This window comes from Lentzea sp. JNUCC 0626 (assembly GCF_043632865.1).
In the GTDB taxonomy this organism is placed as follows: Bacteria; Actinomycetota; Actinomycetes; order Mycobacteriales; family Pseudonocardiaceae; genus Lentzea.
The window spans coordinates 6055193-6072954 of the sequence record NZ_CP171635.1 but is presented as its reverse complement, the minus strand read 5'-3'; the positions used below and the strand labels follow the sequence as shown (position 1 = coordinate 6072954).

At 68.5% G+C, this 17762-nt stretch carries 20 protein-coding genes and 1 rRNA gene; 17 read left to right on the top strand and 4 right to left on the bottom strand.

Annotated elements, in window-relative coordinates:
• The first annotated feature begins 61 nt into the window (after positions 1-61).
• Positions 62-178 (top strand): 5S ribosomal RNA (gene rrf / locus JNUCC0626_RS27495).
• Between the two features lie 107 nt (positions 179-285).
• Positions 286-1110, top strand: a complete 825-nt coding sequence (locus tag JNUCC0626_RS27490; RefSeq protein ID WP_394613652.1) for a GNAT family N-acetyltransferase — start codon at positions 286-288, stop codon at positions 1108-1110.
• Here JNUCC0626_RS27490 and JNUCC0626_RS27485 read toward each other — a convergent pair.
• The gene (locus tag JNUCC0626_RS27485) at positions 1107-1556 is read right to left on the bottom strand and encodes an Lrp/AsnC family transcriptional regulator (protein ID WP_394613651.1); all 450 of its coding nucleotides are present in this window, start codon (positions 1554-1556) and stop codon (positions 1107-1109) included. The two genes, JNUCC0626_RS27490 and JNUCC0626_RS27485, sit on opposite strands and share 4 nt — an antisense overlap.
• 80 nt (positions 1557-1636) lie before the next feature.
• On the opposite strand from JNUCC0626_RS27485, the gene JNUCC0626_RS27480 reads away from it, so the two are divergent.
• From JNUCC0626_RS27480 to JNUCC0626_RS27455, 6 genes are all read left to right on the top strand, one after another.
• The gene (locus JNUCC0626_RS27480; RefSeq protein ID WP_394613650.1) at positions 1637-2068 is read left to right on the top strand and encodes a rhodanese-like domain-containing protein; all 432 of its coding nucleotides are present in this window, start codon (positions 1637-1639) and stop codon (positions 2066-2068) included.
• A gap of 25 nt (positions 2069-2093) precedes the next feature.
• A complete protein-coding gene (locus JNUCC0626_RS27475) occupies positions 2094-2849 on the top strand; it encodes a type 1 glutamine amidotransferase (RefSeq protein WP_394613649.1) in 756 nt (251 codons plus the stop codon).
• An 86-nt stretch (positions 2850-2935) separates the two neighbouring features.
• Entirely contained in the window at positions 2936-4069 is a 1134-nt protein-coding gene (locus tag JNUCC0626_RS27470; RefSeq protein ID WP_394613648.1) for an inorganic phosphate transporter, read from the top strand.
• Positions 4066-4251, top strand: a complete 186-nt coding sequence (locus tag JNUCC0626_RS27465) for a hypothetical protein (RefSeq protein ID WP_285637663.1) — start codon at positions 4066-4068, stop codon at positions 4249-4251. The genes JNUCC0626_RS27470 and JNUCC0626_RS27465 overlap by 4 nt, the downstream gene beginning before the upstream one ends.
• A 27-nt stretch (positions 4252-4278) precedes the next feature.
• Entirely contained in the window at positions 4279-7179 is a 2901-nt protein-coding gene (locus JNUCC0626_RS27460; protein WP_394613647.1) for a bifunctional [glutamine synthetase] adenylyltransferase/[glutamine synthetase]-adenylyl-L-tyrosine phosphorylase, read from the top strand.
• The gene (locus JNUCC0626_RS27455; RefSeq protein WP_394613646.1) at positions 7176-8108 is read left to right on the top strand and encodes an NADP-dependent oxidoreductase; all 933 of its coding nucleotides are present in this window, start codon (positions 7176-7178) and stop codon (positions 8106-8108) included. The genes JNUCC0626_RS27460 and JNUCC0626_RS27455 overlap by 4 nt, the downstream gene beginning before the upstream one ends.
• 65 nt (positions 8109-8173) lie before the next feature.
• Here the strand turns inward: JNUCC0626_RS27455 and JNUCC0626_RS27450 are convergent, their stop codons facing one another.
• Positions 8174-8407, bottom strand: a complete 234-nt coding sequence (locus JNUCC0626_RS27450; protein WP_394613645.1) for a hypothetical protein — start codon at positions 8405-8407, stop codon at positions 8174-8176.
• Between the two features lie 99 nt (positions 8408-8506).
• On the opposite strand from JNUCC0626_RS27450, the gene JNUCC0626_RS27445 reads away from it, so the two are divergent.
• From JNUCC0626_RS27445 to JNUCC0626_RS27430, 4 genes are all read left to right on the top strand, one after another.
• Positions 8507-9079, top strand: a complete 573-nt coding sequence (locus JNUCC0626_RS27445) for a hypothetical protein (protein WP_394613644.1) — start codon at positions 8507-8509, stop codon at positions 9077-9079.
• 31 nt (positions 9080-9110) lie between these two features.
• Entirely contained in the window at positions 9111-9272 is a 162-nt protein-coding gene (locus tag JNUCC0626_RS27440; RefSeq protein WP_394613643.1) for a hypothetical protein, read from the top strand.
• Between the two features lie 19 nt (positions 9273-9291).
• Positions 9292-9792, top strand: a complete 501-nt coding sequence (locus JNUCC0626_RS27435; RefSeq protein ID WP_394613642.1) for an NADAR family protein — start codon at positions 9292-9294, stop codon at positions 9790-9792.
• A 131-nt stretch (positions 9793-9923) separates the two neighbouring features.
• A complete protein-coding gene (locus JNUCC0626_RS27430) occupies positions 9924-10187 on the top strand; it encodes a hypothetical protein (RefSeq protein ID WP_394613641.1) in 264 nt (87 codons plus the stop codon).
• Positions 10188-10406: 219 nt separating this feature from the next.
• Here the strand turns inward: JNUCC0626_RS27430 and glnA are convergent, their stop codons facing one another.
• Positions 10407-11831 (bottom strand): type I glutamate--ammonia ligase, encoded by a 1425-nt coding sequence (glnA, locus tag JNUCC0626_RS27425; protein WP_394613640.1) that lies wholly within the window; start codon positions 11829-11831, stop codon positions 10407-10409.
• Positions 11832-12000: 169 nt separating this feature from the next.
• Between glnA and JNUCC0626_RS27420 the strand changes: the two genes are divergently transcribed.
• Complete coding sequence (locus JNUCC0626_RS27420; RefSeq protein WP_394613639.1) at positions 12001-12474, top strand: RDD family protein; 474 nt, start codon at positions 12001-12003, stop codon at positions 12472-12474.
• A gap of 99 nt (positions 12475-12573) precedes the next feature.
• Here JNUCC0626_RS27420 and JNUCC0626_RS27415 read toward each other — a convergent pair whose 3' ends face one another.
• Positions 12574-13302 carry a DUF4191 domain-containing protein gene (locus JNUCC0626_RS27415; protein ID WP_394613638.1) on the bottom strand — a complete coding sequence of 243 codons (729 nt, stop codon included), beginning with the start codon at positions 13300-13302 and terminating at the stop codon, positions 12574-12576.
• 60 nt (positions 13303-13362) lie between these two features.
• Between JNUCC0626_RS27415 and JNUCC0626_RS27410 the strand changes: the two genes are divergently transcribed.
• The 4 genes from JNUCC0626_RS27410 to JNUCC0626_RS27395 all read left to right on the top strand — a co-directional run bounded on the left by JNUCC0626_RS27410 (position 13363) and on the right by JNUCC0626_RS27395 (position 17428).
• Positions 13363-15432 (top strand): ATP-dependent DNA helicase UvrD2, encoded by a 2070-nt coding sequence (locus JNUCC0626_RS27410; protein WP_394613637.1) that lies wholly within the window; start codon positions 13363-13365, stop codon positions 15430-15432.
• A gap of 142 nt (positions 15433-15574) precedes the next feature.
• Positions 15575-15850, top strand: a complete 276-nt coding sequence (locus JNUCC0626_RS27405; protein WP_394613636.1) for a hypothetical protein — start codon at positions 15575-15577, stop codon at positions 15848-15850.
• 98 nt (positions 15851-15948) lie between these two features.
• Positions 15949-16269, top strand: a complete 321-nt coding sequence (locus JNUCC0626_RS27400; RefSeq protein ID WP_285637687.1) for a WhiB family transcriptional regulator — start codon at positions 15949-15951, stop codon at positions 16267-16269.
• A 337-nt stretch (positions 16270-16606) separates the two neighbouring features.
• Complete coding sequence (locus tag JNUCC0626_RS27395; RefSeq protein WP_394622112.1) at positions 16607-17428, top strand: class I SAM-dependent methyltransferase; 822 nt, start codon at positions 16607-16609, stop codon at positions 17426-17428.
• The last annotated feature ends 334 nt before the right edge of the window (positions 17429-17762 follow it).

Here is a 17762-nt window from a genome sequence, read left to right as displayed (position 1 = left end):
ACTGTGCGGTTCTGGAAGAACCGAGCGGCAACCGATCGCCGCAGGTAAAATTCCATAGAGTTTCGGTGATAATAGCGTTGGGGAAACACCCGGTCCCATTCCGAACCCGGTAGTTAAGCCCTTCTGCGCCGATGGTACTGCACTGGTTACGGTGTGGGAGAGTAGGTCGTCGCCGAACATTAATTCCAGAAGACCCTTGAGGGTCGAGCACTTCGGGTGCTCCCCTCAGGGGTCTTCTGGCATGTTCGGACTATTTCGCTTGCCTCCACTGGTCTGATGGAAGCCATGGACGCGGTTGTGCACCCAGACCTGGCGTCGTTCGACGCCGCCACCCACGAACGGCTGACCGCCGATCCGGTCAGGAACACCGTCGCACTGACGTCGCTCAACCGCATCCGACGTCTGCCGGCCGAACTCCCGCCGACCCTGATCACCTTCCACGACAACGGAAACGTGATCGGCTCCCTGGTCCGCACCCCACCGTGGCCGTTCCAGGTGGCCGACCTGCCCCCGGCCGCGGCCGAACTGGCCGTGCAGATCATCAACGACATCGACCCGGACGGTCCCGGCGTCACCGGACCGAAGGACAGAGCTGAGGCGTTCGCCACAGCCACCGGCAAGAACTACCGCGAATCCCTCGCCACCCGCCTCTACCGACTCGGCACGCTCGCCCCGCCGACCGTCCCCGGCACCGGCCGCCTCGCCACCGAGGACGACGTCGACCTCCTCGGCGCCTGGCGCAGGGAGTTCCTGATCGAGGCCGTCCCCGAGGCGCCGAACGAGGGCACGACCGAAGCCATGCGCGGCTCCCTCAAACTCGGCAGCGGCCACCTCCTCTGGGAGATCGACGGCACCCCCGTCGCCTGGGCCGCGGGCAGCCTCCCGGAAGCCGGCATGACGAGGGTCGGTCCCGTCTACACCCCACCCGAGCACCGCCGGCACGGCTACGGCGCCGCAGCCACCGCCGCCGTCACGCAGTGGGCCCTCGACCGGGGCGCCATCGCCGTCCTGCTCTTCACCGACCTGAGCAACCCGGTCTCGAACTCGATCTACCAGCGCATCGGCTACGAGCCGGTCGAAGACTGGTCCGAGTTGTGGTGGCAGAGCTAGTCGAACAGCTCCGGTGCCAGCGCTCGGTTGCGCACGTGCGACGAGAACACCAGTGACGTCGTCGTGTCGCCGTACCGCTGCATCACCTCGACGAGTTCCTCCAACTCCACCATCGACCGGCAGACGACCCGCAGCAGCCAGCAGTCGTCGCCGGTCACGTGGTCCGCGTCGAGGATCTGCGGCAGCACCAGCACCTGCGAACGGAACCGCGGCGTGTCCAGCGACCGCACCCGCACCCGCACGATCGACTCGATCGGCAACCCCAGCCGGGCCGGCGACACCACCGCGGTGAACCCGGTGATCACCCCGAGGGACTCCAGCCGACGCACGCGTTCGGTCACAGCGGGCGCGGACAACGACACCTGCCGGCCCAGTTCCGTGAACGACATCCGCCCGTCCTGCTGGAGCAACGACAGGATCTTCCAGTCCACCGCGTCGAGTTCCACCTGGAAATCATAGGAAGAACGGCCCGAACGCCTGGACTTCGACATGTCCGCGGCACGACCAGCCAAGCAGGATCAACGGCATGACGAACGCACTGCGCTTCCCCGCCGCCGACCCGCGCACCGCGGCTGCCCACTTCGCCGCCGAGCTCGCGTTCGAGGCCGACCCCGACGACGTGCACCGCGACCTGCAGGACGGCACCGTCACCGGCTACGTCCTGGTGGAGACGCGCGCGCCCGAGGCGTTCGCCCAGGCCCGCATCCCCGGCGCGATCAACCTGCCCTACCGCGACCTCCCGGAGACCCTCGACCTCGATCCGGACCTCGTCTACGTCTGCTACTGCGAGAGCTTCCAGTGCAACGCCGCCACCAAGGGAGCCCTCGCGCTCGCCCAGCGCGGCTACCGGGTGAAGCGGCTCTCCGGCGGCATCACGGCCTGGCGGGACGCGGGCTACCCGGTCGAGTCCGACCAGCTCGACGGCGCGGTGGTAACCAAGGTCGCGTGTCACTGCTGACCACCGTGCACCTAGGCTCAAATGCGTGAACGCACCGCGCCTGCTCGTCCTGCAGCCCTCGCAGTCAGACCCGCTGGCCAAGCTCGGGGACTGGCTCGACGCCGAGGGCGTCGAACTCGACCTCGTGCCGCTCAAGGACCAGCCCGCGCCGGCGAACCTCGACGGCTACGACGGCGTGATCTGCCTCGGCGGGGAGATGGGCGCGCTCGACGACCTCGACCACCCGTGGCTCGCGGACGCCCGCCGGCTGCTGTCCAGCGCGGTCGCGAAGAAGCTGCCGACGCTCGCGATCTGCCTCGGCGCGCAGCTGCTCGCGGCCGCCACGGGTGGTCAGGTGCGCAAGGGTCCACAAGGGCCGGAGGTCGGCGTGCTGCTCGTGGCGAAGCGGGACGCGGCGGGCATGGACCCGTTGTTCGTGGACCTGCCGTTCACCCCGGACGTCCTGCAGTTCCACAACGACGAGGTGCACCTGCTGCCGCCCGGCGCGGAACACCTCGCGGCATCTCCCAAATATCCGAATCAGGCGTTTCGGGTCGGGGAGAGCGCTTACGGCCTTCAGTTCCACATCGAGACGACGCCGGAAATCGTCTTGAACTGGGCTGCCAAGGACCCTGAATCGGCGGCCTGTGCGCGGGCTCACCACTTCGACCAGGAGTTCCTCGAGCAGGCGCACCGCGACATCGAAGAGGTGTGGCAGCCGTTCGTGGCCAGATTCGCCAAACTCGTTCGGGGAGAACTGTCGCCCGCAGGAGGTTTCGGCACACAACTTCCGTTGGTGTGACGTTACTTTCGTAGGTTTTAAGACATCCTCCGTTGGCGGTACCGTAACCTCCTGGACAGCTTGTTCGATCCAGCCGGAGGATCAGTGTGGATCCCGCACTTGTAGTGATCATCGTCGTCGTCACTGCTCTCATCTTCGATTTCACCAACGGATTCCACGACACGGCCAACGCCATGGCCACCTCCATCGCCACTGGCGCCCTGAAGCCCAGAACGGCGGTCGCGCTGTCGGCGGTGCTCAACCTCGTCGGCGCGTTCCTCTCGGTCGAGGTGGCCAAGACCATCTCCGGCGGCATCGTGGACGACGCCAAGATCACGCCCGCGATCATCTTCGGCGGGTTGGTCGGCGCGATCATGTGGAACCTCGTGACCTGGTACGCGGGGCTGCCGTCGAGTTCGTCGCACGCGTTGTTCGGCGGCCTGATCGGTGCCGCCTGGGTCTCGTCCGGTGTGGACGCCATCCACTTCGCCAAGGTTGTCGACAAGGTCCTGGTGCCCGCCATCGTGGCGCCGCTCGTCGCCGGCCTGGTCGCGGCCATCGCCACGATCATCGTGTACCGCCTCAAGAAGGCAGCTGACCCGCGCACCGCGCACACCGGCTTCAAGGTCGGCCAGGTCGCGTCCGCCTCGCTCGTCTCCCTCGCGCACGGCACGAACGACGCGCAGAAGACGATGGGCATCATCACGCTCGCGCTGATCACGTCCGGTTCGCTCGCGCCCGGCTCCGGCCCGCCCACCTGGGTGATCGTCAGCGCCGGTCTCGCGATCGCGCTCGGCACGTACCTCGGTGGCTGGCGCATCACGCACACCCTGGGCCGCGGCCTCACCACCATCGAACCGGCGCAGGGCTTCGCGGCGCAGACCTCCACCGCCACGGCCATCCTGGCGTCCTCGCACCTCGGCTTCGCCCTGTCCACGACGCACGTCGCGTCCGGCGGCATCATGGGCTCCGGTCTCGGCCGCGACCGCCGCGGCGTCAAGTGGGGAACCATGGGCAAGATGGCCGCCGGCTGGCTGCTCACCCTGCCCGCCGCGGGCATCGTCGGCGCGCTCGCCGGCAAGTGGGCGTCCACCGGCACGGTCGGCATCGTCGGCGTCGCCGTCATCGGTTCCGTCGTCTCGCTCGGCATCTGGCTGCTGGCCCGCCGCGAACCGGTGAAGCCCGAGCAGATCGTCGACGAGGTGGCCGCGCAGGCCGAACTGCACAAGGTGGCGGCATGAAGGTCGACTGGATGGCGCTCGTCCAGGTCTTCGGCGCCACGCTGCTGGTCACGGTTCTGGTCGTGACGCTGTTCGTCGTCGGCATCCGCGCGTTGTCCGGCGAGAAGAAGGTGCCCGCGTACGCGAGCTTCGCCGGGTGCGTCGCCGTGGTGCTCTACGGGTTGTCTCTGATCGTCTTCTGACGTTGCGGGGCATAGGGTTGGCTCACAATGAGCGAACCTGTCCGCCACGCGTCTCCAGCCCGGTTCGGGCTCACCGAGCCGCGCAGCGAGGAAGTGCTGCGCGGCCTCGGTCTGTGGGCTGACCGCAGGCCCTCCGACGGTGCCGAGGCCGTGCTGCACGCGCTGTCCCGCTGCCCCGATCCCGACCTCGCGCTGCGGGGCCTCGAACGTCTGCACGACGTCGCCGACTGGGCTGCCCTCTCGGCCGCGCTGCACGACGACGTGGTGGTGCGCGGGCGGTTGCTCGCCGTGCTCGGCTCGTCCACGGCGCTCGCCGACTTCCTCGTCGTGAACCCCGACCGGTGGCGTTCGCTGACCGACGACGTCAACGTGTCGTTGGAGCTGGCCGAAGACGACGTGTTGCGCACGGAGTACCGGGCGAAGCTGCTGCTCGTGGCCGCCAACGACCTGGCGCACGTCGTCGAGCCCGACCTGCCGTTCGTGCCGTACGACACGGTGGCCGAGCAACTGTCCGAACTGGCCGTGTCGGCGTTGCGGGCGTCGTTGAAGCTCGCGGCCGAACGCGTCAACGGCGCTGATCGCTGTCGACTCGCGGTGATCGCGATGGGCAAGTGCGGCGCCAACGAGCTGAACTACGTGAGCGACGTCGACGTCGTGTTCGTCGCCGAGGGCGAACTCTCCGTGGCGACCCGGCTGGCCAGCACGATGATGCAGATCGCCGGTCAGTCGTGCTTCGAGGTCGACGCGGCGTTGCGTCCCGAGGGCAAGGCGGGCGCACTCGTCCGCACGCTCGACGGGCACGCGTCGTACTACAAGAAGTGGGCGCGGACCTGGGAGTTCCAGGCGTTGCTGAAGGCACGGCCGGTCGCCGGTGACGCCGAGCTCGGGCAGGCGTACCTCGACGTCGTGCGGCCCTACGTGTGGACGGCGGCCGAGCGCGAGAACTTCGTCGAGGACGTGCAGGCGATGCGGCGCCGGGTCGAGGACCACGTGCCGTCCGGGCTCGCGGACCGCGAGTTGAAACTCGGCCGCGGCGGGTTGCGGGACGTCGAGTTCGCCGTGCAGCTGCTTCAGCTCGTGCATGGGCGTTCCGACGAAGACCTGCGCATCCAGGCGACGACGGCGGCGTTGGCCGCGTTGGGCCAGGGCGGCTACGTCGGGCGTGAGGACGCGGCGGAGTTCGGGCGCTCGTACCGGTTCCTGCGCACGTTGGAGCACCGGCTCCAGTTGCAGCGTTTACTGCGCACGCACCTGTTCCCGGCCGACGACGACGTGGCGGCGTTGCGCTGGCTGGCGCGGTCGGTGGGGCTGGCGGCGGACGGGCGGAAGTCCGAGGGCCAGGTGCTGCTGGCGGAGTTCCGCAGGCACGCCAACCAGGTCCGGCGGCTGCACGAGAAGTTGTTCTACCGGCCGCTGTTGCAGTCGGTCGCGGGGGTGCCGACGGAAGCGTTGCGGCTCACCACCAAGGAAGCCGTGGCTCGGCTGGCGGCGCTGGGGTACACGTCGCCGGACGGCGCGTTGCGGCACATCCAGGCGTTGACGCAGGGGATGTCCCGGCGGGCGCGCATCCAGGGTGCGTTGCTGCCGGTGCTGCTGGACCTGTTCGCCGGCACGCCCGACCCGGACGGCGGGCTGCTCGCGTACCGGAAGGTGTCCGAGGCGCTCGCGGAAACCCCTTGGTACCTCCGGCTTCTGCGCGACGAGGGCGCGGTCGTCGAACGGCTCGCGGTGCTGCTCGGCACGTCCCGGCTCGTGCCGGACCTGCTGGTGCGCGCGCCGGAGGTGTTGCGGCTGCTCGCGGACACCGAGGCGCTGGTCGGCGGTGATCCGCACGCGATCGGGAAACCGTTGCGCAGCGCCGTTTCCCGCTACGGCGAACCGGGGCGGGCGATCGCGGCGGCGAGATCGTTGCGACGTCACGAGTTGCTGCGCATCGCGGCCGCGGACCTGCTCGGGTTCATGCCGCTCGAGACGGTGTGCGTGTCGCTGTCCGAGGTGTGGAGTTCGGTGCTGCAAAGCGCTTTGGACGCGGCGGTGCGCGCGTCCGGCGAGCCGGTCGCCGCGTTGTCGGTGATCGGCATGGGGCGGCTCGGCGGGCACGAACTCGGGTACGGGTCGGACGCGGACGTGCTGTTCGTGTGCAGGCCGCACGAGGGCGTGTCCGACGCTGACGCGGTGAAGTGGGCGAGCGGGGTCGTCGAGAAGATCCGGCGGCTGCTCGGGGCGCCGTCGCAGGACCCGCCGTTGCAGGTCGACGCGGATCTGCGGCCGGAGGGCCGGCAGGGGCCGCTGGTGCGGACGCTCGAGTCGTACCGCGCGTACTACCGGCAGTGGGCGGAGATCTGGGAGAAGCAGGCGTTGCTGCGGGCCCGGTTCATCGCGGGCGACGCGTCGCTGGGTGCCGACTTCGAGGCGTTGATCGACCCGTTGCGCTACCCGGCCGACGGGCTCGACGCGGCGTCCGTGCGGGAGATCCGGCGGATCAAGGCGCGGGTCGACGCGGAACGGCTGCCGCGCGGCGCGGACCCGAGCACGCACACCAAGCTCGGCCGCGGCGGGCTCGCGGACGTCGAGTGGACCGTGCAGTTGTTGCAGCTCCAGCACTCCGGCGCGGTGCCGGGGTTGCGCACACCGTCCACAATGGCCGCGATGGCCGCCGCCGTAGAGGCCGGGCTGCTGGCGGAGGAGGACGCGACGGCGTTGACCGCCGCGTGGAACCTGGCGACGCAGGCGCGCAACGCCGTGACGCTGGTGCGGGGCAAGGCATCTGATCAACTGCCGACGTCCGGGCGTGATCTCGTCGCGGTGGCGTCGGTGATGGGGCACGAACTCGGCGGCGATCCGGGGGAGTTCCTGGAGTCGTACCGCAGGACCACCCGCCGTGCGCGTGCGGTGGCGGAGCGTGTCTTCTACGGTGAGAAACCGTGAAAGCGATCGCGTTGACCCACTTCGGCGATGCCGAGGTCATGTCGTTGCAGGAGCTGCCCGACCCGTTGCTCGGGCCCGACCAGGTCCTGGTGGAGGTGCGGGCGGCCGGGGTGAACCCGGTGGACTTCAAGATCAGAGCCGGGTACCTGAGCGGACTGATGCCGCACCACATGCCGTTGATCCCCGGCTGGGACGTCTCCGGGGTCGTGCGGGCCGTCGGCATCGGCGTGCAGGACTGGAAGCCCGGCGACGAGGTGCTCGCTTACGCCCGCAAGGACCACGTCCAGTTCGGTGCCTACGCCGAGTTGATCTCGTTGCCGGACCGGCTGGTGGCGCGCAAACCGTCCACCGTGGACAACGTGTCGGCGGCGGCGCTGCCGTTGGCGGGGCTGACGGCGTTGCAGGCGTTGAAGGCGGTCGGAACCGGTTCCGGGGACGTCGTGCTGGTGCACGCGGCCGCGGGTGGTGTCGGGCATCTCCAGGTGCAGATCGCCCGTGAACTCGGCGCGGCGCGGGTGCTCGGGACCGCGTCGCCGCGCAACCACGACTTCGTGCGCTCGCTCGGCGCCGAGCCCGTCGCGTACGGAGACGCGCTGGTGGACGCGGTCGCGGAGCTCGTCGGCGGCGACGGCCAGGTGGACGTGGTGATCGACAACGCCGGCGGGCTCGCGTTCGACCAGTCGTTGCAACTGGTGCGCGACCGGGCGCGCATGACGTCCATTGTGGACGGACCGCGGGCGTTGGAGAACGGCGTGGTCAACACCTGGGCCCGGCCGAACGCCGAGCAGACGCAGTGGCTGGTGGACCTGGTCGCCGCGGGGCGGTTGCACGTCGAGGTGCAGCAGACTTTTCCCTTGGCAGAGGCCGTTAAGGCGCACAAGCTGCTCGAAGGTGGCCATGTGCGCGGAAAAGTTGTGCTGACCGTCTGAAATCTTCAGGTATTTCTTCAGGTTTGGGGGCACTCCTGGTGGGGTGCCCCCAGTTCTGGAACTGCTCAGTCCTCGTCGGATTCGGGGTCCACGGCCGGAGCGCTGGTGTAGACCTCGACCACCCACTCCTCCTCCAACGCTTCCGCGTCGTCGACGTCGGGCACGAGCCGGTTGTAGACGCGGACACCGAGGTCGAGCACGTCAGCGGCCTGAACCGCTTCGAGTGCGTCTCCAGCGGAGTCGAAGATGTGAGTGGTGAGCAGCTGCGGAGCCGTGAATTCGGCGACATCTTGAGACACGCGCGGACACTAGCGCATTGACGTTTCACCCAATCGAGATGAGACTAGGCGCGCCCAGAGGGGGAGCTGTGGGCATCCCGGGGTCCAACGAAGGAAGTCATGCAGCATCGTCGCGTCACGCGCGGAACGAAGACCGCGGTCACGATCGCGGGTGTTGCCGTTGGTGTGCTCGCGCTACTGGGTGTCATCCAGTTCGCACTGAGCGGTGAGAACTCGGCCGCTCAGCCCAACCCGACCGGTACGACCACGACGAACGTCGTCGAAACCCCTGACGGTGCACTGGAAACGACAGAGCCGTCGGCCGAGGTGAAGGTCGGCACGGGTTCGTTCAAGCAGCAGCGCGGCATGCTGACCATAGAGGTCACCCGCGTCGAGGTGGCGAACAGCCGCGTCAAGCTCTTCGTGACGGCCACGAACGCCTCCCAGGCCCGCATGACCCTCCCCGTCGTCGGCATCGCGGTCCTGGACGATCTGAACCGCACCTACGCGGCGTCGAGCAGCAAGTGGGAAGGCCCCGTCATCCAGGGCACCACCGCCTCGGGCACCGTCGTGCTCGACGAGAAGCTCGGCGCGAATGTGAAGTCACTCACCCTGACGTTCTCGTCGATCTCCGGCCAGTTCGCCCCGACCGGCGCGGCGATCACGGTCACCGGAATCCCGCTGCCGAAGTGATTTTCCGACATGACCTGGGTACGCCCAGGGCATGACTCAACGCGGAAGTGACCAACACGGCTTCGCGAAGGACGACCTCCTGAAGAAGGAGATCGAGAACGAGCTGCGTGCCAACGGCCCGACGCGCTCGGAGGCCTGGCGCGAACCGGAGATGCCGGAGCCGGACGAAAATCCCGAGGACTCGCTGCGCTAGGACGCCTAGTCTCCGGGCCATGAAGTACCTGTTCTTCTGGGGACACCAGCCCGAACGCGACGGCGGCATCGGCAAGGGATGCCTGTCGCAGTGGTGGCCGTGCACCTTCGAGGCGGACGGCGAAACGTTCACGTCCGCCGAGCACTACATGATGTGGCGCAAGGCGTTGCTGTTCGACGACGCCGACATCGCTCGTCGCGTGCTCGCGGCACGGACTCCGGCCGAGGCCAAGTCTCTGGGGCGTCAGGTAGCTGGTTTTTCCGATGCCGCGTGGGTTTCCGCGCGCATGGAGATCGTCGTCGCCGCCAACCTGGCCAAGTTCGGCCAGGACCCGGCGCTGCGCACCTACTTGCTGGGCACGGGTTCCCGCGTGCTGGTCGAGGCCAGCCCGCAGGACCGCGTGTGGGGCATCGGCCTCGTGGCGACCGACCCGCGTGCGTCGGATCCGTCGCAGTGGCTCGGCCTCAACCTGCTCGGCGAGGCCCTGATGGAGGTTCGCTCGAAGCTCGCAGCGCGGTGAGCGCGCCGACGTGATCTCAGTCCTTTTCGGATCGACGCGATCTCGTTGAGCGGCACTGCGGTTCTCATTTGAACGGGAGGCGGTACCGCGTCCGTGTACATGTCGACGCCGACCTCACAGGGAGAACCGCGATGTTCAGCTACTCCGGCCCGGCCCGCCTCGTCTACTCCGACGGCAACGCGGTCGAGCTGGACCGGGTCGACCTGATCGAGACGGTGAACGACGCCGGCATGTGGCAGCTGTCCGGTGCCGGCTCGGCCGCGGAGGAGCTGACCGGCGGCGAGGCGCGCATCAAACTGCCGACCGGCGGCGAGGCGGACGTGCTCGTGTCGAACGTGCGGGTGAGCGAGGGGATCAACGGCGTCTCGTCGAAGGCGACGCTGTTGGGGGCCTAGGCCCTGTCCTGTAAGTCCGTCGGGCGGCAGTAGCGGCCGAGGGACCCGGAGGCGGCACCGCCACGACGCCCGAATACCTCCGGTATGAGGGCATCGCGGCGGCACCGCCTCCGGCTCGCTCACCCGCGCCTGCCACCGGACAGACTTACAGGACAGCGCCTAGACAGCCGGAAGGCCCGGCAGGAGTCCTGCCGGGCCTTCCAGGTGAAGCTCAACCGATCACACGTCGTAGTAGAGCGCGAACTCGTAGGGGTTCGGGCGCAGACGCAGCGGGTCGATCTCCTGCTCGCGCTTGTACGAGATCCAGGTGTCGATGACGTCCGGCGTGAACACGCCGCCCTCGAGCAGGAACTCGTGGTCCGCCTCGAGGTTGTCCAGCACGGCGTCCAGCGTCGCGGGGACCTGCTTGACGTCGCGGGCCTCCTCGGGCGGGAGCTCGTAGAGGTCCTTGTCGATCGGGGCCGGCGGCTCCATCTTGTTCTTCACGCCGTCGAGGCCCGCCATGACCATCGCGGAGAACGCGAGGTACGGGTTGCCCGAGGAGTCGGGGCAGCGGAACTCGACGCGCTTGGCCTTCGGGTTGTTGCCCGTGATCGGGATGCGGATGCACGCCGAGCGGTTGCGCTGGGAGTAGACCAGCGAGACCGGGGCCTCGTAGCCCGGCACCAGGCGGTGGTACGAGTTGACCGTCGGGTTGGTGAAGGCCAGCAGCGACGGCGCGTGGTGCAGGATGCCGCCGATGTAGTGGCGGGCGGTGTCGGACAGGCCCGCGTAGCCGCTCTCGTCGTGGAACAGCGGCTGGCCGTCCTTCCACAGCGACTGGTGCGTGTGCATGCCTGAGCCGTTGTCGCCGAACAGCGGCTTCGGCATGAAGGTGACGGACTTGCCGGCCTGCCAGGCGGTGTTCTTGATGATGTACTTGAACAGCATCAGGTCGTCCGCGGCGTGCAGCAGCGTGTTGAACTTGTAGTTGATCTCGGCCTGGCCGCCGGTGCCCACCTCGTGGTGCGCGCGCTCGACGGTGAAGCCCTGGGCCTCCATGTTGAGGACCATCTGGTCGCGCAGGTCGGCGTAGTGGTCGTTCGGGGTGACGGGGAAGTAGCCACCCTTGTACTTGACCTTGTAGCCGAGGTTGCCGCCCTCTTCCTCACGGCCGGTGTTCCACCAGCCGGAGACCGCGTCGATCTTGTGGAACGCGGAGTTGGCGGTCGTGTCGAACTGGACCGAGTCGAAGATGTAGAACTCGGCCTCGGCACCGAAGTACGCGGTGTCGGCGATGCCCGAGTCGGTGATGTACTGCTCGGCCTTGCGCGCGATGTTGCGCGGGTCGCGGCTGTACGCCTCACGCGTGAACGGGTCGTGCACGAAGAAGTTGACGATCAGCGTCTTCTCGATCCGGAACGGGTCGAGGCGCGCGGTGAAGAGGTCGGGCAGCAGGAGCATGTCCGACTCGTGGATCGACTGGAAGCCGCGCACGGAGGAGCCGTCGAAGGCGAGACCCTCTTCGATGGCGTCAGCGTCGAACGCCTTGGCCGGCAGCGTGAAGTGCTGCATCACACCGGGCAGGTCGCTGAACCGCACGTCGACGAACTTGACGCCCTCGTCGGTGATGAACTTCAGCACCTCGTCGGAATTCTTGAACACCCTCGTCGACTCCTTGACTATGGACAACGGCTTGTCATCACGAGCGACCGTATGCGGGCGGTGTTGCCCGTCCGTCACTCGGATGTTTCGCCAGTGTTAACGGGGCGGTCCGAAGGGGCAAGGCGACCTGGACGTGCTCACCCGTTGAGCACGGCTTTACTCTGGTGGGGTGAGCAGGTGGACCGGTTCGTGGCTGTCAGGACCCGACTCAGTGCTGTCTCCGGGTGAAGGCTCGAACGACGGCACGCAACAGCGCTGGCGCGGCGAGCGGCACGGCTTCCCCAAGGACGGGCCGGGCTCCATCGCCTCGATCGGGCGGCGCACGTTCGCCATCCTCGTCGACTTCCTGCTCTCGGCCGGGGTCGCGGCGCTGTTCACGCAGCCCGACCTACCGAAGAACTGGAGCTTGCTCGCCTGGTTCGTCATCACCACCGTCGCCGTCGCGTTCTTCGGGTTCACGCCCGGTCACGCGTTGCTCGGCCTGCGGGTGGCGCGGATCGACGGCAAGCAGTTCGTGCACCTGCCGCGCGCGCTGCTGCGCACCGTCCTCATCTTCCCGCTGATCCCGGCGCTGGTCTGGGACTCGGACGGGCGCTGCCTGCACGACAAGGCCGCGGGCACCGTGGTCATCAAGGTCCGCTAGCCGGGTTCAGAACGTCCTCGCACGTGAAAGGGCCCGCCGCACGGGATGTGCGGCGGGCCCTTTCACGTGGTGGGAGCTGGTGCTCGGTGGCTCAGCAGGTCAGCGGCGGCGCATCGCGCGCTGGACGTTGCGCATCTTGGCGCCCGCCGGCATCGGGCCCTTGGGCAGGGCCGGACCGCGGCTGGCCAGCGCGGCGAGGCGGGTCTCCAGGGTGTCGACCTGGGCGGCCGTGATGTTGCGCGGCAGCTTCATCAGGGTCGACTGCAGCTTCTTCAGCGGGACCTGGCCCTCTTCGGTGCCGATGATGAAGTCGTAGATCGGGGTCTCGCCGACGACGCGGGAGATGCGCTTCTTCTCCTGCGCGAGCAGCGGCTTCACCCGCTGCGGGGCACCCTCGGCGACCAGGACCACGCCCGGACGGCCGAGCACGCGGTGCACGGCGTCGAGCTGCGTGGTGTTCGCGACGGCGGGCGTGACGCGCCAGCGGCCGCGCAGGTTCTCCAGGGCCCAGGCACCCGCGCCCGGCTGGCCGTCCGCCTTGCGGAAGACGTTGCTCTGGACGCGGCGGCCGAAGATGATCACGGCCAGCAGCGCGCCGATCGCGACGCCCAGCGGCACGAACATCCAGACCGCGTCGAAGACCAGGCCGAGGACCACGGCGATGGCGGTGACGCCCAGGACCGCGCCCAGCATGATCGGCACGAGCGCCTTGTCCTCGCGGCGCTGCATCTTGAACGCCTCGAAGATCTGCTTGCGCCGTGCGCGTGAAGCCGCGCGGCGAGCCTTCGTCGCTTCCTTCGCCGCCGCCTTGTCCTGCTTACCAGCCATGTGGACAGGATACGGCGCGGTGGTATCAGACTCGCATCGGCCGTCTGCGAGACTGCCGGGATGGACGCGTTGCTGGAGGGTCTCGATCCGGAACAGCGCGCAGCGGTCGAGGCTCCGCGCGGCCCGGTCTGCGTGCTCGCGGGTGCCGGTACCGGCAAGACGCGCACCATCACGCACCGCATTGCCTACCTCTGCCAACGTGGTCATGTCGCTCCGACGCAGGTCCTGGCCGTGACGTTCACCAAGCGTGCCGCGGGGGAGATGCGCACGCGTTTGCGTTCTCTCGACGTGCACGGCGCACAGGCCGTGACGTTCCACGCCGCCGCATCACGCCAGTTGCGGTACTTCTGGCCGCGCGTCATCGGTGGTCCGCGCTGGGAGCTGGTCGACCAGAAGATCCGCGTCGTCGCCCGCGCCGCGACCCGGCTGGGCATGCCGACCGAGTCGGACGCGCTGAGGGACCTGACCAGCGAGATCGAGTGGGCGAAGGCGTCGCTGCTCGCGCCGGAGGACTACCCGGCCGCCGCGTCTCGTGCCGCGCGGGACATCCCGGCGCCCGCCGAGCAGATCATGAAGCTCTACCGGACCTACGAGGAGCTCAAGAACGAGGCACAGCTCCTCGACTTCGACGACCTGCTGCTCTACACGGCGGGCGCGCTGGAGGACAACGCCGAGGTCGCCCAGGAGTTCCGCGACCGCTACCGCTGCTTCGTCGTGGACGAGTACCAGGACGTGACGCCGTTGCAGCAGCGCGTGCTCGACTCGTGGCTGGGCGCGCGCGACGACCTGACGGTGGTCGGTGACGCGAACCAGACCATCTACTCCTTCGCGGGCGCCTCGCCGCAGCCGTTGCTGAACTTCGGCCGCCGGTTCCCCGAGGCTGTCGTCGTCCGGCTCGAACGCGACTACCGGTCGACGCCGCAGGTCGTGGAGCTGGCCAACGACGTGATCAAGTGGGCGCGCGGCCGTCCGGCGGGCTCGCGGCTGAACCTCATCGGGCAGCGGCCGGAAGGGCCGAAGCCGCGGTTCCACGAGTTCGACGACGAACCTGCCGAGGCCGACGCCGTCGCCGGGCGCGTCAAGACGCTGCTCGACGAGGGCGTCGCCGCGTCCGAGATCGCGATCCTCTACCGCGTCAACGCCCAGTCCGAGGTGTACGAGCAGGCGCTCGCGTCGCTCGGCATCCCGTACCTGGTGCGCGGCGGTGAGCGCTTCTTCGAGCGCGCCGAGGTGCGCCAGGCGATGATCACGCTGCGCTCGGCGGGCGAGGTGTCCGGCAGCCTGCCCGAGGTGGTGCGGTCCGCGCTGCACCGCGTCGGCCTCACCGACGAGCCGCCGACCGGTGGCAGCGCGCGAGAGCGTTGGGAGTCGTTGCTCGCTCTGGTCGAGCTGGCCGAGGAGTTCGCCGCCGCGTCTCCCGAGGCCGACCTGCCGCGGTTCTGCGTCGAGCTGGACATGCGGGCCGAGGCGCAGCACCCGCCGACGGTCGAAGGCGTGACGCTGGCGTCGCTGCATGCGTCGAAGGGCCTCGAGTGGGACGCCGTGTTCCTCGTCGGCCTGGTCGAGGGCACCATGCCGATCCAGTACGCCGACGGCGACGACGCGAAGATCGAAGAAGAACGACGTCTTCTCTACGTAGGTGTCACGCGCGCGCGTGAGCACATCTGGCTGTCGTGGGCGTTGGCGCGCGCCGCCGGTGGACGCAAGTACCGCCGCCGGTCCCGCTTCCTCTACAACCTGGTGCCCGAGAACCACCCGGCCGCGCGGGTATCTGCCGGAGCGGCCAGGCCACCTCTCATGAAGAAGGAGAAGCCGACCTGCCGGGTGTGCGCGTCGACGCTGGTCGAGGCGCAGGCCGTCAAGCTCGGCCGATGCAGGTCCTGCCCGTCCGATGTGGACGAAGAGCTGCTGGAGACCCTCCGTCAGTGGCGTGCGGGACGCGCGCGGGAGCTGAAGGTGCCCGCGTACGTCGTCTTCACCGACGCGACCCTGATGGCGATCGCCGAGCAGCGACCCACGGATTCGGCCGGACTGGTCGCGATCTCGGGCATCGGCGCCTCGAAGCTCGACAAGTTCGGTGACGACGTGTTGGGGCTGGTCCGGGCCGGTGTCGGGTACTCCGCCACCTGATCGGGACAAGTTTCGTTAAATAGGTTGCGAGCCTGTGGGACAGGGTCATAACCTGCTCATGCCGGGTCCGGAGGACCCGTCTGGGGAAGAAGAACTACTACTAGCTCTCTACGCAGAGCTCTCTATGTCGGAGGTGACCGTTGTGAAGCTCTCACTGACTTCGCGCGCGCTCGGCCTCCCGTTGACCGAGGGCCTCTGCACGTCTGCCGCCGCTCAAGCGATGTGGCAGAGCTCTGTCCGGAAGCCGGTCGGCTTCAAGGGACGCGAGCGCGGCACCGCCCTGCGAGGCGGCAGCGCACTGATCGGCGCCGAACTGCGCAACGAGCAGCCCACCGTGCTGCCGGTCATCGATGCCGTCCACAACTACACGAATGCGCTGTCCGCGCATCAAGTGAGAAGGCTCCTGCCGACCCCATAGAGGGGTCGAAGGACCACCAGGCTCACGAAAGCCGCGGACTCGCACAGAGTCCGCGGCTTTCGTGTTTTTGCAGTACCCCACACAAGGAGAAACACCTGATGTTGACCGCGACTGTCCCGCTCACGGGCGAGACACTTCCGGACCTCGCGGAGGGGCTCGACATCCCCTGCCGCACCCACAACCCCGACCTCTGGTTCGCCGACGCTCCAGCTGACCTGGAGAAGGCGAAGTCCTTCTGCGGGACCTGCCCGGTCCTCGCCGAGTGCCTCGCCGGCGCGATCGCGCGTCACGAGCCGTGGGGCGTCTGGGGTGGAGAGATCTTCGAGCGTGGTGTCGTCATCGCGCGGAAGCGGCCGCGTGGCCGTCCGCGTAAGGACGCGGCAGTTGTTCCGGCCAGCAGGACGGAGTCGGCGGCGTGAACACCTCGCAGCTCAACCACAGCGCAATGCCCGCCTACCTGAACGAGGGTCTGACTCCCATGTCTCTGTCCGAAGAACTCGTGCGAATACGAATACAAGAAGCCCAGAGGTTCGCTGAAGAGCAACGCGTGGCGAACCGCCTCGCGGCAGCGCAACGTTGGCGCAGGTTGTCGCGATGGGCGGGACGCAGAGCGGCTCGCTTCGACCTCTGACAGTCACGAGCTGAGGCCGTCATCCACGAGAAGGTGGATGGCGGCCTTCGCCGTTCCTCCGTACCGTCCCCTTTGTGCCGCACCACACACACGACGGAATCGACTGGTCCTCCCGCCTCCACGCGATGAGGCGCTACGGCTCCCTGCAGGCGGAGGCGTTGTCCTCTGTCGCCCGCAGACTCGTCGAGCCACTACCCGACTCACCGGTGGTGATGGACGTGGGCTGCGGCGCTGGCACCATGAGCGTCCCCCTCGTCTCCGCGCTGCGAGAGCACGGCGGAGGCGTCCTGGTCCTGGTCGACGCCACCCCCGAACTGCTGGACGCAGCCTGCACCGCGGCCCGAGCCGAAGCCGACGGCGTCGTCCAGATCAAACCGGTCCTCGCCGACCTGGCCTCCGAAGACCCGCTGTCGTTCGCCGGCCCCGTCGAACTCATCTGGGGCTCCCGCGTGGTCCACCACCTTCCCGACCAGCAGCGAGGCCTCCGCCGTCTGGTCGCCGCCTTGGCACCTGGCGGTTGGCTGGCGGTGGCCGAGGGTGGCCTTGAGACTCGCTTCCTGCCGTGGGACCTGGGGGTGGGTGCCCCTGGTTTGCAGGATCGGCTGGCTGCGGCCCGCGCTTCTTGGTTCGTGTCCATGCGCGAGGGCATGGCCGGGTCGGTGCGGCTGCCTGTCGGGTGGAACGTGGCGTTGGCCGATGCCGGGCTTGGTGAGATCAGCGCCTTCAGCTTTGTGGTGGATCATCCGGCGCCGGCCAAGCAGTTGGTGCGGGACTGGGCTGTCGATCGGTTGACCTGGCTGGCTGAGATCGCCGGGCCGCAGTTGCATCCTGGGGATCGGGAGGCGTTGCGCCGGTTGCTCAATCCGTCCGATTCCGAGTTTCTCGGGGTGCGGGAGGACGTGTTCTTGCTTGAGACCGACACTGTGCACGTTGGGCGGCGGCGGTGAGACGGCGGTGAGTTCGTCCGCGGTGGCTGGTGCGGCTTGTCATCGGTGTGGGCGGTTGCGGTCCTCCGTTTCCGAGTTGGAGTTCTTGGCTTGGTCTTCGGAGCGGGTTGGGGGTGGGGTGCGGTGGTTGTGTCAGGTTTGTGCCAAGGCCCATGTTCGGGACATCGAAGGCAAGTTGCCTGACGAGTACTGGCGCTGACCTGGGGCGTTGCTGGTTGCGGGGCGGGTTGTTTTGGCCGGTTCCGGTTCGCAGTGGGGTTGGTTGCGTTCTGTTGGGGTGGGCTGCGGTTGCGAGGGTGCTTGCGTAGGTCGTGACGAATGAGCGGGGTTGCGA